The sequence below is a fragment of the Kitasatospora sp. NPDC018058 genome, assembly GCF_044327205.1.
GTDB lineage: Bacteria > Actinomycetota > Actinomycetes > Streptomycetales > Streptomycetaceae > Kitasatospora.
The window spans coordinates 119263-135959 of the sequence record NZ_JBIRFA010000003.1; the positions used below are offsets into that span (position 1 = coordinate 119263).

The 16697-nt window shown below is 73.4% G+C and carries 13 protein-coding genes; 11 read left to right on the forward strand and 2 right to left on the reverse strand.

Annotation, left to right across the window (positions count from 1 at the left end):
• Positions 1 to 48 precede the first annotated feature (48 nt).
• The 6 genes from egtA (at position 49) to ACH4E7_RS05470 (ending at position 7701) form a co-directional block, all read left to right on the forward strand.
• A complete protein-coding gene (gene egtA / locus ACH4E7_RS05445; protein ID WP_396247668.1) occupies positions 49 to 1416 on the forward strand; it encodes an ergothioneine biosynthesis glutamate--cysteine ligase EgtA in 1368 nt (455 codons plus the stop codon).
• A complete protein-coding gene (egtB, locus tag ACH4E7_RS05450; protein ID WP_396247669.1) occupies positions 1413 to 2756 on the forward strand; it encodes an ergothioneine biosynthesis protein EgtB in 1344 nt (447 codons plus the stop codon). Before egtA ends, egtB begins: the two co-directional genes overlap by 4 nt.
• Positions 2756 to 3505 (forward strand): ergothioneine biosynthesis protein EgtC, encoded by a 750-nt coding sequence (gene egtC / locus ACH4E7_RS05455; RefSeq protein ID WP_396247670.1) that lies wholly within the window; start codon positions 2756 to 2758, stop codon positions 3503 to 3505. Before egtB ends, egtC begins: the two co-directional genes overlap by 1 nt.
• A 45-nt stretch (positions 3506 to 3550) precedes the next feature.
• Complete coding sequence (egtD, locus tag ACH4E7_RS05460) at positions 3551 to 4522, forward strand: L-histidine N(alpha)-methyltransferase (protein ID WP_396247671.1); 972 nt, start codon at positions 3551 to 3553, stop codon at positions 4520 to 4522.
• A 232-nt stretch (positions 4523 to 4754) separates the two neighbouring features.
• Positions 4755 to 6179, forward strand: coding sequence for a sugar porter family MFS transporter (locus ACH4E7_RS05465; RefSeq protein ID WP_396247672.1), 1425 nt, complete (start codon positions 4755 to 4757; stop codon positions 6177 to 6179).
• 139 nt (positions 6180 to 6318) lie between these two features.
• The gene (locus ACH4E7_RS05470) at positions 6319 to 7701 is read left to right on the forward strand and encodes a nitric oxide synthase oxygenase (RefSeq protein WP_396247673.1); all 1383 of its coding nucleotides are present in this window, start codon (positions 6319 to 6321) and stop codon (positions 7699 to 7701) included.
• A gap of 19 nt (positions 7702 to 7720) precedes the next feature.
• Here ACH4E7_RS05470 and ACH4E7_RS05475 read toward each other — a convergent pair whose 3' ends face one another.
• Entirely contained in the window at positions 7721 to 8389 is a 669-nt protein-coding gene (locus ACH4E7_RS05475; protein ID WP_396247674.1) for a TetR/AcrR family transcriptional regulator, read from the reverse strand.
• Between the two features lie 174 nt (positions 8390 to 8563).
• On the opposite strand from ACH4E7_RS05475, the gene ACH4E7_RS05480 reads away from it, so the two are divergent.
• The 4 genes from ACH4E7_RS05480 to ACH4E7_RS05495 all read left to right on the forward strand — a co-directional run bounded on the left by ACH4E7_RS05480 (position 8564) and on the right by ACH4E7_RS05495 (position 13460).
• On the forward strand, positions 8564 to 9754 hold the full coding sequence (locus tag ACH4E7_RS05480; protein ID WP_396247675.1) for an acyl-CoA dehydrogenase family protein: 1191 nt from the start codon (positions 8564 to 8566) through the stop codon (positions 9752 to 9754).
• Between the two features lie 35 nt (positions 9755 to 9789).
• Positions 9790 to 10989: a thiolase family protein gene (locus tag ACH4E7_RS05485; protein WP_396247676.1), complete on the forward strand. Its 1200-nt coding sequence runs from the start codon at positions 9790 to 9792 to the stop codon at positions 10987 to 10989.
• A 29-nt stretch (positions 10990 to 11018) separates the two neighbouring features.
• A complete protein-coding gene (gene fabG / locus ACH4E7_RS05490) occupies positions 11019 to 11777 on the forward strand; it encodes a 3-oxoacyl-ACP reductase FabG (protein ID WP_396247677.1) in 759 nt (252 codons plus the stop codon).
• Positions 11778 to 12065: 288 nt separating this feature from the next.
• Complete coding sequence (locus ACH4E7_RS05495) at positions 12066 to 13460, forward strand: S8 family serine peptidase (protein WP_396247678.1); 1395 nt, start codon at positions 12066 to 12068, stop codon at positions 13458 to 13460.
• 211 nt (positions 13461 to 13671) lie between these two features.
• On the opposite strand, the gene ACH4E7_RS05500 is transcribed toward ACH4E7_RS05495, so the two are convergent.
• Positions 13672 to 15714: a hypothetical protein gene (locus ACH4E7_RS05500; RefSeq protein WP_396247679.1), complete on the reverse strand. Its 2043-nt coding sequence runs from the start codon at positions 15712 to 15714 to the stop codon at positions 13672 to 13674.
• A gap of 369 nt (positions 15715 to 16083) precedes the next feature.
• On the opposite strand from ACH4E7_RS05500, the gene ACH4E7_RS05505 reads away from it, so the two are divergent.
• The gene (locus tag ACH4E7_RS05505; protein ID WP_396247680.1) at positions 16084 to 16590 is read left to right on the forward strand and encodes an HAD domain-containing protein; all 507 of its coding nucleotides are present in this window, start codon (positions 16084 to 16086) and stop codon (positions 16588 to 16590) included.
• Positions 16591 to 16697: the final 107 nt, after the last annotated feature.

Consider the following 16697-nt stretch of genomic DNA (forward strand, 5'->3'; position numbering starts at 1 on the left):
GGCAGGGTAGACCGGGCCGCAATCGTGATCCCGAGGATGGTGAGTCCGGTGACACCGATTTCCCGCACCACTCCGCCCGACCGGCAGAGCGCACCGACGCCCCCGACGGGGGTGACCCCGCTGACCGAATCGGGGGCGCGCAGCCATGTGTCGGGCGTCTGTTTCAAGATCGGACCGCCTCGACTGGTGGGTGTCGAGGTCGAGTGGTTCGTCCATGACGACCGATGTCCCACCCGACCCGTCCGACCCGAACTGCTCCACGCCGCACTGGAGTCGCTGCCCCTCGGCGGCCCGGACGGCACCTCGCTCCCCTCCGGTTCGCGCCTCACGCTCGAACCCGGCGGACAGGTCGAGCTCAGCTCCCCGCCCGCCACCGGCCTCCTGGCCTGCGTCGGCGACACACGACGCGATCTGACCGCCCTGCGGGCCGCCTTCGCGGCGCAGGGCCTGCGCCTCACCGGCACCGGGACGGACCCGCTGGCCCGTCCCCGGCGGATGGTGCTGGACCACCCGCGCTACCTCGCGATGGAGCGCTTCTTCGACTCGGCTGGCCCGTGGGGCCGGATCATGATGACCGGTACCGCCTCCGTGCAGGTGTGCCTGGACGCCGGTGACGCGAACGGCCCGCACGCGGTGGAACGGCGCTGGCAGCTGGTCCACCGGCTGGGCCCGGTGCTGGTCGCCGCCTTCGCCAACTCCCCGCTCCTGGACGGCAGACCGACCGGCCACCGGTCCACCCGGCAGACCGTCTGGTCCCGGATGGACCCGACCCGCACCCTGGCCCCCGAGCCGGACCACGGCGACCCCCGCGAGGCCTGGGCACAGTACGTGTTGGACGCCGAAGTCCTGTGCGTGCAAAGGCCGGAGGGCATGCCGTGGACGGCCCAGCCCGGGCTGACCTTCCGCGACTGGATCCGCGGCAGCGGCGAACGCCCGCCCACGCTGGCCGACTTGGACTACCACTGCACCACGCTGTTCCCGCCGGTGCGCCCGCGAGGCCACCTGGAGCTGCGGATGATCGACGCCCAGCCCGGTGACGGCTGGGTGGTGCCCGCCGCTCTGGTCACCGCACTGCTGGACGACCCGGTGGCCGCCGACGCCGCGCTCGCCGCGCTGGAGCCGCTCGACTCCTTCGACCGGCGGGAGGGGGCTACCGGCCCGCGCCCGCCCCGCAGCGATGTCTGGCGCCGCGCCGCCACCCTGGCCGTCGCCGACCCCGGGCTGCGCCGCGCCACCCTCACCTGCTTCGCCGCCGCCGACGCCGCTCTGGGCCGCCTACCCGGCGCCGGGCGGTTGCGCACCGCCGTCGCCGAGTTCGCCGAGCGCTACCCCGCGCGCGGCCGCTGCCCGGCCGACGACCAGCTGGACGCCCTGCGCACCGGCGCCCGACGCACTCCCCCGGAGGAGGCATCATGACCGACGTCCGACCGCCCGCCGACCCGGGAACGGGCACCGAGGCGCTGCGCGAGAGCATCGCCGCCGAGCTGCTGGCCGCCCGCGCCCGGACCGCCGCGTTGACCGACTGCGTCGAGGACGCCGATCTCACCGCCCAGCACTCGCCGTTGATGTCCCCGCTGGTCTGGGACCTCGCGCACATCGGCAACCAGGAGGAGCTCTGGCTGCTGCGCAACGTCGGCGGACGCGACCCGATGCACCCCGAGATCGACCCGCTGTACGACGCCTTCCAGCACCCCCGCGCCGAGCGCCCCAGCCTGCCGCTGCTGCCGCCCGCCGAGGCCCGCGCGTACGCCCACGAGGTGCGTGGCCGGGTCCTGGACCTGCTGGCCGCCAGCCCGCTGGAGGGCGCGCCGCTGCTGGACGCCGGCTTCGCCTTCGGGATGATCGCCCAGCACGAGCAGCAGCACGACGAGACGATGCTGATCACCCACCAGCTCCGCAGGGGCGAACCGGCTCTGGCCGCTCCCCCGCCGCCGCCCGCGCCCGCCGACGCGGCCACCCTGCCCGCCGAAGTCCTGATCCCCGCGGGCCCGTTCACCATGGGCACGGACACCGAGCCGTGGGCGCTGGACAACGAGCGCCCGGCGCACGCCGTCGACCTGCCGGCCTACTTCCTGGACACCACTCCGGTCACCAACGCGGCCTACCAGCGCTTCATCGCGGACGGCGGCTACGACGACCCCCGCTGGTGGACCCCGGAGGGCTGGGAACACCGCCGCCGAGCCGACCTGACCGCCCCGCTGTTCTGGAAGCGGCAGGACGGCCAGTGGCTGCGCCGACGCTTCGGCACGGTCGAGCCCGTCCCGCCGAACGAGCCGGTGCTGCACGTCAGCTGGTACGAGGCGGACGCGTACGCCCGCTGGGCCGGGCGGCGCCTGCCGACCGAGGCGGAGTGGGAGAAGGCGGCCCGGCACGACCCGGCCACCGGCCGCTCGCGCCGCCACCCCTGGGGCGACGGCCCGCCCGGCCCCGAACACGCCAACCTCGGCCAGCGCCACCTGCGCCCGGCCGCGGCCGGCAGCTACCCGCAGGGACAGTCCCCCTACGGTGTCCGGCAGCTGATGGGCGACGTGTGGGAGTGGACGGCCAGCGACTTCCGCCCCTACCCGGGGTTCCGGGCCTGGCCGTACGAGGAGTACTCCGAGGTCTTCTTCGGGCCCGAGTACAAGGTGCTGCGCGGCGGCTGCTTCGCGGTGGCGCCGGTCGCCTGCCGGGGCACCTTCCGCAACTGGGACTACCCGATCCGGCGGCAGATCTTCGCCGGCTTCCGCACCGCCCGCAGCCCGGAGGAGGCCTGATGTGTCGACACATCGCCTACCTGGGCGAACCGTTGACGCCGCAGGAGCTGCTGGTGCACCCGCCGTACGCGCTGTACCGCCAGTCCTGGGCGCCCCGGACCCAGCGGCACGGCACGGTGAACGTGGACGGCTTCGGCCTCGGCTGGTACGCGGACGGCGACGAGCTGCCCGCCCGCTACCGCCGGTCCGGGCCGATCTGGGCGGACCCGACCTTCGCCGACCTCGCCCGGGTGATCCGCACCCGGGCACTCCTGGCGGCCATCCGCTCCGCCACCGAGGGCTGCGCGGCGGGCGAGAGCGCGGCCGCCCCGTTCGCCGCCGGGCGCTGGCTGTTCAGCCACAACGGCGCGGTGGCCGGCTGGCCCGGCAAGCTGGACGCGCTCGCCGCCCTCCTCCCGCCGGCCGAGCTGCTGGAGCTGGAGGCCCGCACCGACTCGGCGCTGCTGTGGGCCCTCACCCTGCACCGGCTGCGCCGGGGCGCGGACCTCGGCGAGGCGCTGGCGGGCACCGTCGCGGACGTCGCCGCGCACACCACCGGGCGGCTCAACCTGCTGCTCACCGACGGCACCGCGATCGCCGCGACCACCTGGGGCGACACCCTGCACCACCGCACCCTGCCGGGCCTCGGAACGGTGGTGGCCTCCGAGCCGTACGACGACGACCCGGGCTGGACGCCCGTCCCGGACGGCTCCCTGCTGCTGGCCGACGCCCGGGGCGTCACCGCCCGGCAGCTTCCCAGCCACGGCTGACCGTCCACTCTCCCTTCATCTTCTGAACAGAGGAACCACCCTGTCATGGACACATTCGATCTCGCCCGACTGCTGCCCGCCGACCACTTCAGCACCGCGCTGCGCCACGACGTGCAGCACGGCCTGACCTCCGAACCCAAGCGGCTGCCGCCCAAGTGGTTCTACGACGCGCGGGGCAGCGAGCTGTTCGAGGAGATCACCCGACTGCCCGAGTACTACCCGACCCGCGCCGAGCGGGCCATCCTGACCGCCCGGGCCGGCGAGATCGCCGCCGCCACGGGGGCCCGCACCCTGGTCGAGCTGGGCTCCGGCTCCTCCGAGAAGACCCGGCTGCTGCTGGACGCGCTGCGCTCGCGCGACACCCTGGAGACCTACGTCCCGGTGGACGTCAGCGAGAGCGCCCTGACCGCCGCCGGCACCGCGCTCGCCGCCGAGTACCCCGGACTGGCCGTGCACGGCGTGCTCGCCGACTTCACCGCCCGGCTCGGCCTGCCCCCGGACGGCGGCCCCCGGCTGGTCGCCTTCCTCGGCGGCACCCTCGGCAACCTGCTGCCGCAGGAGCGCGCGACCTTCCTGAGCGGCCTGCGCGCCGCCCTCGACCCGGGCGACTTCCTGCTGCTCGGCACCGACCTGGTCAAGGATCCGGCGGTACTAATCGCCGCCTACGACGACAGCGCCGGGGTGACCGCCGAGTTCAACCGCAACGTGCTCAACGTGCTCAACCGCGAGCTGGGCGCCGACTTCGACCCGGACGCCTTCGAGCACGTCGCGCTCTGGGACCCCGAGCAGGAGTGGATCGAGATGCGGCTGCGTTCGCTGCGCTCGCAGACCGTGAAGATCCCGGCGCTGGACCTTCCGGTGCACTTCGACCGGGGCGAGGAGCTGCGCACCGAGGTGTCGGCCAAGTTCCGCCGGGAGCGGGTGGCCGGGGAGCTGGCGGCGGCCGGGCTGCGGCTGACCCACTGGTGGACGGACCCGGAGGGCCGGTTCGGACTGTCCCTCTCGGCCCCGATCTGAGCGGACGCGCGCGATGACCGCCCCAGAGCGGGCGCCCAGGGGCGGCCGCACCGGCGTGACCACACCGGGCGCGGTCACCGCACCGGCGCCCAGGGCACGGGGAGCCCAATTTGCTTTTTCACCTTACGAATTCGTGAAGTGGGTTGCTAGGTCCCCGGTATACAAGACTTAAACGAATAGGGGTTACGATCGCGACTACCGAGCTCAGTGTTGAGTACCAGGAGTCAAGATCGTGAGCGTCACCCAGAAGCCCTCCGGGGCGGTCGAGGCCCCCGCGCCCGGCCGCCTCGGCTTCGTCGTCTTCATCACCGCCGCAGCGGCCCTCGGCGGCTTCCTGTTCGGCTACGACAGCTCCGTGATCAACGGCGCCGTCTCCGGCATCCAGGGGAAGTTCGGTGTCGGCAGCGGCGAGACCGGCCTGATCGTCTCCTCGGCGCTGCTGGGCTCGGCGGTCGGCGCCGCGCTGGCCGGCCGCTTCGCCGACCGCTACGGCCGCATCAAGGTCATGAAGGCGGGCGCGCTGCTGTTCGCGGTCAGCGCCGTCGGCTCGATGCTGCCCTTCTCCCCCTGGGACCTCGCCCTGTGGCGCGTCCTCGGCGGCGCGGCCATCGGCATCGCCTCGGTGATCGCCCCGACCTACATCGCCGAGGTCGCGCCGACCAAGTACCGGGGCCGGCTGGCCTCCTTCCAGCAGGCCGCGATCGTGCTCGGCATCGCGATATCCCAGCTGGTCAACTGGGTACTGGCGGACGCCGCCGGCGGTGACACCCGCGGCCACCTGCTCGGCCTGGAGGCCTGGCAGTGGATGCTCGGCATCTGCGTGGTCCCGGCCGCGGTCTACTTCGTGCTCTCCTCGGTGATCCCCGAGTCCCCGCGCTACCTGATCCAGGCCGAGCGCCTGGACGACGCCCGCAAGGTGCTGGCCGAGGTCGAGGGCGAGGGCGTGGACGCCGATGCCCGGATCGCCGAGATCCAGTCGCTGATCGCCTCCGACCACCGCCCGCGCTTCCGCGACCTGCTCGGCGGCCGCTTCGGCCTGCTGCCGATCGTCTGGGTCGGCATCGGCCTGTCGGTCTTCCAGCAGCTGGTCGGCATCAACGTGATCTTCTACTACTCGTCGATCCTGTGGCAGTCGGTCGGCATCGACCAGAGCAACTCGCTGCTGATCAGCTTCATCGGCTCGGTCATCAACATCCTCGGCACCGTGATCGCGATCCTGCTGGTCGACCGGATCGGCCGCAAGCCGCTCGCCCTGATCGGCTCGGTCGGCATGGCCGTCACCCTCGCCGCAGCCGGCTGGGCCTTCTCCTCGGCCACCGGCACCGGCGACAACGTCTCGCTGCCCGACCTCCAGGGCACCGTCGCCCTGATCAGCGCCAACGCCTTCGTGCTGTTCTTCGCGATGTCCTGGGGCGTGGTCGTCTGGGTGATGCTCGGCGAGATGTTCCCGAACCGGATCCGCGCCGCCGCGCTCTCCGTCGCCGCCTCCGCGCAGTGGATCGCCAACTGGGTGATCACCGTCTCGTTCCCGTCCCTCTCGCGCTGGAACCTCTCGGCGACCTACCTGGTGTACGCGGCCTTCGCGGCGCTGTCGACCGTCTTCGTGGCCAAGTTCATGAAGGAGACCAAGGGCGTCCGGCTGGAGGACATGGGCTGATCAGCCTTCCATGGGCTGATCCGACGGTCGGACCTTCGGCCCCCGCACCCTAGCGCGATCGGCGCGGGTGCGGGGGCCGAATCGTTCACTCTCTGCGGCGCCTCAGCCACCTCCGGTACTCCTGTGCGGCAGGAGGGATGTGTCCTTGATCTTCAACCGGCTCCGCACCCGCAGAACCGCCGCCGCCCCGAGCGGCGGCTGTCCGTACGCCCACGCCCACGCACCGGGCGCGTTCCCACAGCCCGTTCCGGCGCTGTTCCCGCAGACCCCGCAGACCCCGCAGACCGTTCCGACGCCCGCGGCGCAGACGTCCGCAGCGCAAGCACCCGCCCCCGCAGCCGCACCCGCACCCGCACCCCAGACGCCCGCATCCCAGACCCCCGCGGCGCAACCGCCCGAACCGCAGCTGCCGGACCCGCAACTTTCGCCCGCGCCACCACCGTTCACCGACCCGGGCCGGGCCGCCGAGTTCATCCGCCAGTTCCACCGCGAGCAGCCCGCCGCCGGTGATCCGCAGCCGCGACTGCGCGCCGTCCTGGACGAGATCGACCGCACCGGCAGCTACCGGCACACCCCCGCCGAACTGGCCTACGGCGCCAAGCTCGCCTGGCGCAACGCCGCCCGCTGCATCGGCCGGCTCTACTGGCGCAGCCTGGTGGTCCGCGACCTGCGCCACCTCTCCTCGGCCGACGACATCGCCACCGAGTGCTTCGAGCACCTGCGCACGGCCGGCAACAGCGGCCGGATCCGCCCGGTGGTCTCGGTGTTCGCCCCCGACCGCCCGGGCCGTCCGGCCGCGCGCATCCTCAACCAGCAGCTGGTCCGCTACGCCGGGCACCGGGTCGAGGACGGCGTGGTCGGCGACCCGGCGGGCGCCGTGCTCGCCGCCCGGGCCCGCGACCTCGGCTGGAAGTGCGCCGAGGACCGCTTCGAGGTGCTGCCGCTGCTCATCCAGGAGCGCCCCGGCGAGCGCCCGGTCTGGTACGGGCTGCCGGACGACACCACGCTGGAGGTGCCGCTCAGCCACCCTGGGTACGAGTGGTTCGCCGAGCTCGGACTGCGCTGGTACGCGGTCCCCGCGATCAGCGACATGACGCTGGAGATCGGCGGCGTCCGCTACCCCACCGCACCGTTCAACGGCTGGTACATGGGCACCGAGATCGGCGCCCGCAACCTGGCCGACGCCGACCGCTACGACATGCTCGGCACGGTCGCCGAGCGGCTGGGCCTGGACACCTCCAGCGACCGCACGCTCTGGCGCGACCGCGCGCTGATCGAGCTCAACATCGCGGTGCTGCACTCCTTCCAGGAGGCCGGGGTGACGATCACCGACCACCACACCGAGTCGGAGCGCTTCCTCAAGCACGTCGCCCAGGAGAAGCGGCTGGGCCGCCCCACCCCGGCGGACTGGAGCTGGATCGTGCCCCCGGTCTCCGGCGGGCTGACGCCGGTCTACCACCGGTACTACGACCCGGTGGACCCGGATCAGCGGCCGGCCTTCGTCGCCCGCGAACCCTGGTAGGAGGGGCCCGGCACCGGGGCTACGAACGCGCGACGAGGCGCTCGAAGCGCAGCACGAGTCCGTCCAGCAGCGCCTCCAGGCCGGTCTCGAACGCGCCCTCGTCCACCGTCCCCCGGTGCCCGGCCAGCCGGTGCGCCTCGCCGAGGTGCGGGTAGTCGGCCGCGTCGTAGACCCCGGCGTCCGCCGGGAAGCCGGCCGCGAAGGAGGCGAGCGCGGAGCCGGTGACGAAGTAGCGCATCAGCGCGCCGATCCGGGTGGCCTGGCCGCGCGGCCACCCGGACTCGACCAGGTGCCCGAAGACGGCGTCGGCCAGCCGCAGCGCGTTGGGCCGCCGCCCCGGGCCCTGGGCGAGCACCGGGACGATGTTGGGGTGGGCGGCCAGCGCGGCGCGGTAGGAGCGGGCCCAGTCGCGCAGCGCCTCCGGCCAGGGGGTCGTCAGGCCGACCGGGAGGCCGGGGTCCGCGTCGCCGAACATCGACAAGTCGACTTCACCGATGACGCTGTCCACCACCGCGTCCAACAGTTCGTCCTTGGTGGCGAAGTGGTTGTAGAGCGAGGGCCCGCTGACCGACAGCACGGTGGCCAGGCGCCGGGTGGAGAGGGCGTCCAGTCCCTCCTCGTCGATCAGCCGCAGGGCGGCGGCGACGATGCGGTCGCGGCTGAGCAGCGGGGTGCGCGGACGGGCCATCGCGGTGACTTCCTCCGATTCCTCCGGCCGGCTCCCCCGGTCGGGTGGGTGGGGACCGATTCTGGCAGGTGCCTCTTCCCAGCGCGGGCCGCCCGGGGCTACAGTCCCCCCGTAAAACTTGCAGCGCTAGTTTATCGGCCTGCAGCCTCCGCCGGGCCTGAGTCGGGAGCCGCCGTGAATCTGGAGTTGTCCGACGAGCAGGGCGCCGTCCGGGACCTCGCCGCCGCCTTCGCCGACCGCGAGATCGTGCCGTACGCCGCCGAGTGGGACCGAGTGGAGTCCGTGGACCGGGCGATCATCGGCAAGCTGGCCGAGGTCGGCTTCCTCGGTCTGACCATCCCGGAGGAGTACGGCGGCAGCGGCGGCGACCACCTCGCGTACTGCCTGGTGCTGGAGGAGCTCGGACGCGGCGACTCGGCCGTGCGCGGGATCGTCTCGGTCTCGCTCGGCCTGGTCGGCAAGTCGATCAACAGCTACGGCACCGAGGAGCAGAAGCGGCACTGGCTGCCCCGGCTCACCTCGGGCGAGGCGCTCGGCTGCTTCGCGCTCACCGAGCCCGGCACCGGCTCGGACGCCGCCAATCTGACCACCCGGGCCGTCCGGGACGATGGGGGCACCTCCCGCTCGAAGAGTGGGGGAGACTGGCTGATCAGCGGCACCAAGACGTTCATCACCAACGGCACCTGGGCCGACGTCGCGCTGGTCTTCGCCCGCACCGGCGGCAGCGAGCCCGAGCAGCGGGGCCACCGGGGCATCACCGCCTTCCTCGTCCCCACCGACCTGCCCGGCTTCAGCCGCACCACCATCCACGGCAAGCTCGGCCTGCGCGGCCAGGCCACCGCCGAACTCGCCCTCGACAACGTCCGGGTGCCCGACGGCGCCCGGCTCGGCGAGGTCGGCAAGGGCTTCACGGTGGCGATGGCGGCCCTGGCCAAGGGCCGGATGTCGGTCGCGGCCGGCTGCGTCGGCATCGCCCGCGCCTGCCTGGAGGCCTCCGTCCGCTACGCGGGTGAGCGCGAACAGTTCGGCCGGCCGATCGCCTCGCACCAGCTCGTCCAGGAACTGCTGGCCGGCATCGCGGTGGACGTCGAGGCCGCCCGGCTGCTCACCTGGAAGGTCGCCGACCACATCGAACGCGGCCTGCCGTTCGCCACCGAGTCCTCGATCGCCAAGCTCTACGCGAGCGAGGCCGCCGTCCGGGCCGCGAACAACGCGCTCCAGGTGTTCGGCGGCTACGGCTTCATCGACGAGTACCCGGTCGGCAAGTACCTGCGCGACGCGCGTGTGATGACCCTCTACGAGGGCACCAGCCAGATCCATCAGCTGCTCATCGGGCGTGCCCTGACCGGCGTCAACGCCTTCTGACCCTCCTGTCCCGATAACCCGATTAGGAGCACGACGTGCGTCCTGTCTACTTCGCCGCCGCCCGCCGCACACCCATCGGCCGGCTGCGCGGAGCGCTCGCCACGGTCCGCCCGGACGACCTCTCGGCCACCGTGCTGCGCGCCCTGCTCGCCGACGTACCCTCCCTCGACCCGGCCCGGATCGACGACGTCTACTGGGGCGCCGCCAACCAGGCCGGCGAGGACAACCGCAACGCCGCCCGGATGGCCGTCCTGCTGGCCGGCCTGCCGGAGACCGTCCCCGGCGCCACCGTCAACCGGCTCTGCGCCTCCGGCCTGGAGGCCGTCACCCTCGCGGCCCGGGCCATCGGCTCCGGCGAGGCCGACGTGGTGCTGGCCGGCGGCTGCGAGTCGATGACCCGCGCGCCCTTCGTCCTACCCCGCCCCGACGAGGCGCTGCCGCACCGGATCGAGACCTACGACACCCGGCTCGGCTGGCGGCTGACCAACCCCCGGATGGCCGAGCTGCACGGCGTGCTCAGCATGGGCGAGACCGCCGAGGAGGTGGCCGGCCGGTACGGCATCGGCCGGGAGCGCCAGGACGCCTTCGCGCTGCGCAGCCACCAGCGGGCCGCCGCCGCCCGCAAGGACGGGCACTTCGACGCCGAGCTGATCCCGGTCGAGCGGCCGGACGGGGTGACGGTGAGCCAGGACGAGGGCATCCGCGAGGACACCAGCCTGGAGAAGCTCGCCAGGCTCAAGCCGGCCTTCCGCCCGGGCGGAACCGTCACGGCCGGGAACGCCTCGCCGATGAACGACGGCGCGGCCGGGCTGCTCCTGGTCAGCGAGGAGGCGCTGCGCGACCTCGGGCTGCAGCCGCTCGGCCGGTACGTGGCCGGGGCCTCGGCCGGAGTGCACCCGGACGTCATGGGCATCGGCCCGGTGCCCGCGACGCGGAAGGTACTCGGGCGGGTCGGCTGGACGCCGGCCGACCTGGACACCGCCGAGCTCAACGAGGCCTTCGCCGCCCAGGCGCTGGCCTCCGTCGACGGCATCGGGTTCAGCCCGGAGCAGGCGGACGAGGTGGTCAACCCCAGCGGCGGGGCGATCGCCCTCGGCCACCCGCTGGGCGGCTCGGGCGCCCGCATCCTGACCACCCTGCTGCACCGGATGCACCGCACCGGCGCCCGTCGCGGCCTGGCCACGATGTGCGTGGGCGTGGGGCAGGGTACGGCCGTGCTGGTCGAGAACGTCTGAGGGAGTTTCCAGTGATCGGAGGAACTGACATGGCCCGTTTCACGGGGAAGGTCGCCGTGGTGACCGGCGCGGCGCAGGGCATCGGCGCGGCCACCGCCCGTCGGCTGGCGGAGGAGGGCGCGACGGTCGCCGTGGTCGACCTGACCGCCGAGCGGGCGGCCGGGACGGTCGCCGAGATCATCGCCAAGGGCGGCACCGCCCGGGCGTACGGCTGCGACGTGGCCGACTACGACTCCGTCGACGCGGTGTTCGCGCGGGTCGCGGAGGACCTCGGCGGACTGCACATCCTGGTGAACAACGCCGGGATCACCCGGGACAACCTGTTCTTCAAGATGCCCAAGGCCGACTGGGACGCCGTGCTGACGGTCAACCTGACCAGCGCGTACAACTGCAGCCACGTGGCGCAGAAGTACATGGTGGCGCAGAAGTACGGGAAGATCGTCTCGCTCAGCTCGCGCTCCGCGCTCGGCAACCGGGGCCAGGCCAACTACGCGGCCGCCAAGGCCGGCATCCAGGGGCTCACCGCGACCCTGGCGATCGAGCTCGGGCCGTTCAACATCAACGTCAACGCCGTCGCCCCCGGCTACATCGCCACCGCGATGACGGCGGCCACCGCCGAACGGGTCGGCGCCACCGCCGAGGACCACCAGACCGAGGTGGCCGCCCGCACGCCGCTGCGCCGGGTGGGGCAGCCGGAGGAGATCGCGGCGGTGGTGGCCTTCCTGGCCAGCGAGGACGCCTCGTACGTCAGCGGGCAGACGCTGTACGTCAACGGCGGGGCCCGATGACCTGACGGAGGCTTACCAGAGGCCGGTCAACTTGGTAAACTTGGCCAACTCGGTGAAAACTGTGAAATCGGTGATACGTGACTGACGGATGATCAGTCGGCCGTCCCAGATGCGAGGTTACCTTCTCCTGGGACGGCCTTTACCTTTTCGCGTGGCCGAGCATGACCATGTCGTCGATCGGACTACCCCACCAAATGACTATGGCATGATCATGCGGCAGTCGATGGGATGGCCGGACCAACCCGACCGGACCAAGGTCGGGCCCTGCGCCCCCTTCAAAGGAGTCCCATGGGCAGCCCCGCTACCCTCCGCCGTGCCCTGGCTCTGCTCGCCGTAGGGGCCACCGCCCTGACGGCCGGCACCATCGCCGTACCGGCTGTCGGCGCCGCGACCGCCGCCCCCTCGCACAACCTCGCGGGCGTTCACGTCCGCCCCGCCTCGGCCGGCCACCACCTCGCCACGGCCCGCCCGGCGCCGCTGAGCACCACCCAGTGCGTCAGCCAGATCGGCATCCACTGCTACTCGCCGCTGCAGTACCGCACCGCCTACAACCTGGACCCCCTGTACAAGGAGGGCGTCACCGGCAAGGGCCGCACGATCGTCATCGTCGACTCCTTCGGCTCGCCGACCATCCAGCACGACCTGGAGGTCTTCGACAAGCAGTGGGGCATCCCGGACACCCAGGTCGAGGTGAAGAAGTGGGGCAACGTCCCCGCGTTCGACCCGAAGAACCCCGACCACACCGGCTGGGCCGGCGAGACCACCCTGGACGTCGAGTACGCCCACGCGATCGCCCCCGACGCGCACATCATCCTGGTCGAGACCGGCGTCGCGGAGACCGAGGGCACCACCGGTCTGCCCGAGATGATGGACGCCGAGAAGGCCCTCATCAAGGAGGGTCGCGGCGACGTCATCTCGCAGAGCTTCGGCGCCACCGAGAACACCTTCCCGGGCTACGACAAGGGCGACTTCAAGTCGCTGACCGACCTGCGCTACGCCTTCAAGGCCGCCGCCGACCGCAACGTCACCGTGCTCGCCGCCTCCGGCGACAACGGCGCGACCGACTCGCAGCTCAACGGCACCGACCTGTACCCGTACAAGGTCAACTCCTGGCCGTCCTCGGACCCGCTGGTCACCTCCGTCGGCGGCACCCAGCTCACCCTGGACGACAACGGCAAGCGCACCGCGGCCGACAAGGTGTGGCACGACAAGTCCGGCGCCGGCGGCGGCGGCGTCTCCGGCATCTTCGAGCGCCCGTGGTACCAGGCCGGCGTCGCGAACGTCACCGGCAACCACCGCGGCACGCCCGACATCAGCATGAGCGCGGCCGTGGACGGCGCCGCCTGGACCTACGAGTCCTACGACCCGACCGCGGTCGGCTGGCACCTCACCGGCGGCACCAGCGAGGCCACCCCGCTGTTCTCGGGTGTCGTCGCCCTCGCCGACCAGCTGGCCGGCCACCGCCTCGGCCAGCTCAACTGGCGCATGTACGGCCTGAGCCTGCTGCCGAACCAGTGGAGCGGCATCGTCGACGTCAAGGACGGCGACAACGGCTGGAACGGCGTCACCGGCTACAACGCCACCGAGGGCTACGACCTCGCGAGCGGCCTCGGCACCATCGACGGCGCCAAGTTCGTCCACGCGCTCGCCGGCGATGTGCAGGGCGACGAGGACCAGCAGTAAGCAGGGGCTGGCGTGTGACGGCGGGCAGCTGGCAGCTGGCAGCCGTCCGGTGACAGCCGACGAATAACAGCGAACGGATGACAGATTTCGAAATCTGTCATCCGTTCGCTGTTTTCTGTTCCCTGTTTTCTGTTCGCTGTTCGCTGTTCGCCGTCAGGTGTTGGCGGTCAGCGCTCGGCCGTCGGTTTCAGCCGACGGCCGGTAGCTGGGTTCAGGCCTGCTCGACCGGGGCCGGGGCGGCGGCCAGCTGGGCGAGGTAGCGCTCGGCGGCGCGGAGCTTGCGGCCGTCGGGGCCCGGGAGATAGGCGCGCAGCTCGATGATCTCCGGGGCGATCCGGATGGCCTCCGCGCGGTCGCTGATCGAACGCCAGCAGGCCTCGGCATTGGTGGCCGCCTGCTGGGTCTCCGGGTGGTCCGCGCCCAGCGAGCGGAGCAGCGTCAGGGCCACCTCGCGGTAGATGTCGGCCGCCTCGGCCGGTCGGCCCGCGAGCCGGCACACGTGCGCGCGCACCTGACGCACCTGGAGGACGGGCCCGGAGACGGCCCCGTGCTCGGCGATCGCCTCCAGTTCGAGCGCGAAGGCGAGATCGGTGGCGGCGGCGTGGTCCCCGGCGTCGGCGCTGCGGACGATCCGTCCGATGACCTCGCGGTAGTCCGCGCGGGGCGCGTTGGCGGCCGGGGCTTCGGCGACGGCCTCGGCAGGAGCTTCGGCAGGGGCGTCGGCCGGCGCGGGCGGCTGCTCGGCGGGCGCCTCCTCGGCCGGGGCCCGGTCCTGCGGCGCCTCGTCCGCCGGCGCCGCCTCGACCGCTTCGGCCTCGGCCTCGGCCTCGGCCGCTACAACCTCGACAGCTTCAACCTCGGCCGGGACGGCGTCCTGGCGCTCCTCCGCGACCGCCATCTCAGCGACCCCGGCGACCCCCGCGACCTCGGCCACCTCGGCCACCTCGGCCACCTCGGCGACCACCTCGACGCTCTCCTCGACGACCTCAGCCGGCTCGACGGACCCGCCCAGCGTCACCGGCTCCGGCTGCGCCTTGCGCAGCGTCACGCCCGCCGGTCGCACGGCGTCCACGACCGACACCTCGGCGTCGGCCGAACCGGGCTTGCGCAGGCTCACGTTCGACGCCTCGGCAGGCTGCTCGCCCGCCTTCAGCAGACTGACCGGCCGGGCCGGTCGCGGCGGGGTGGGCGGCACGCCCGACTTGATCAGGCTCACCAGGCCGTCGGCGGGCGGGGTCGGCACCGGCCGCCCGGCCACGGCGTCCTGCGGCCCGGCCTGACGCGGCAGCGGCGGCACCGGGGGCAGCGGACGCTCCGTCGGAACGGCGTCCGACACCGACCCGGTGTCCGCCATCGGCACGGCGTCAGCCATCCGCAGCGCATCCGTCATCGGCACCGCGTCCGACATCGGCGGAATCCCGGCCACCGGGGTCTCGCCCCGCCGGGCCGTGTTGCGGAACACCGGGCGGTCCGGCACGTGCGTGGCCAGGATGACCACGTCCGGCCGCAGCACCGAGTACACCTGCTGCCGCAGCTGCTCGGGCGCCAGCACGTCGCCCGCGCCGGGGCGGCCGCCGTGCAGCGCCTCGATCAGGGCGCGGGTGAAGGTGCCGATCTGCTCCGGGTCCGGGCTGACGACCGCCCACAGCGGGATGCCCTCGCTGAGCGGCGAAACGGTGCCCTGGAGGTACGGCCAGGCGTTCTGGTCGGCACTCAGGTCGGCGATGACCAGGGTCTGCCACTCGGCCGGACGGTGGCTCAGCTCGGCGGCGACGGCCTGCCAGGGCAGTCCGTCCTGCTTGGAGTCGCGCAGGGTCAGCTGGAGCTGGCCGCCGCGCTTGTCGGCGACCACGTGCCCGCCCAGGTGCACCAGCAGCGGCCCGGGGTGCCGGGAGGCGGCGCGCAGGTGGGCGAGGACGGTGTGCGGGTCGCTGGCGCCGGGGAGGTGGACGGCGTCCACCGCGTCCGCGGCGAGCAGTACCTGCGGTGAGACGGCGGCGAGCATCGCCGACAGCACCGGTGCCTGGGTCGGACCGCCCCGGCCCCAGGTGCGGCGGCCGGAGTTGCCGTACCCGCCCTCGATCACCAGGATCCGGCCGCGCGGTGCCGCACCCAGCCCGCCGGTGCCGGCGGACGCGCCGCCCGGGACGACGAACGGCGGCGGCGTGGCCGAGGACGGCGCGCCCGCGGCGGGCAGGCCGGTGAGGGTCCATCCGGTGGGTGCGACCGGCGGCGCGGGTGCCACCGGCGGCACGGGCGGTACCGGAGCCGGCGGCACCGGGGCGGATGCGGCCGGGGGCGCCGGGGGCGCGGGCGGCGGCTCGTACAGCGCGGCGGGTCCGGGCGGGTGCTCCTCGGCGGGCTGGCGCGCGGGCGGCGGCGGTACGGCGTCCCAGGGGCCCGAGTCCGCAGCCGGTTCGGGACCTCCGGAAACAGCTGTCGTCTCCGCCATCTTCTGGTCACCGCCCCGCCCCGCCGCTTCCGCGGCGCCTGATGCCCTTGCCTGCGTGGTGACTGCCACCACGTTCCGTGCGCGCCACCCTACGAGATCCCGGCACACCCGATCCAGGCCGGGTACCGATCGGCGCGCCACGCCGCCCGCAGCCCCCGCTACCGTGCCGTCATGACCGGCTCCGGCACGCCCCTGTTCTTCCTCGACGTCGACGGCCCCCTCATCCCCTTCGGCGCCCCGCCCCCGGGCGGCTACCCCACCTACCCGGGCCCGGGCCCGTACGAGAACCCGCTGGTGGCCCGCGTCGACCCGGCGCTCGGTCGGCACCTGCTGGCCCTGCCCTGCGAGCTGGTCTGGGCCACCACCTGGCTGGAGGACGCCAACGACTGCCTCTCACCCCGGCTGGGCCTGCCGCAACTGCCCGTCGTGGACTGGCCGGTGACGGATGACGAGGACGACGGCCACGGCGGACCACCGCACTGGAAGACCCGCCCGCTGCTCGCCTGGGCGGCCGGCCGCCCGTTCGCCTGGGTGGACGACGAGATCGCCCCGGCCGACCGCCACTGGGTCGAGGCCCACTCCCCCGCCCCCGCGCTGCTGCACCGCGTCGACCCCCGAGTCGGCCTCACCGACACCGACTTCGCCACCCTCGACAGCTGGCTCCGGGCGGCCTCCTGACCCGTGGACGAACCATCGGCGAAGCGTCGGCGGGGATTGCGAAGGCGATGCGCCAGGCATCGCGGAGCGCGCAACGGGGAAACGACAAGAACGCCTGACGCAAGGGC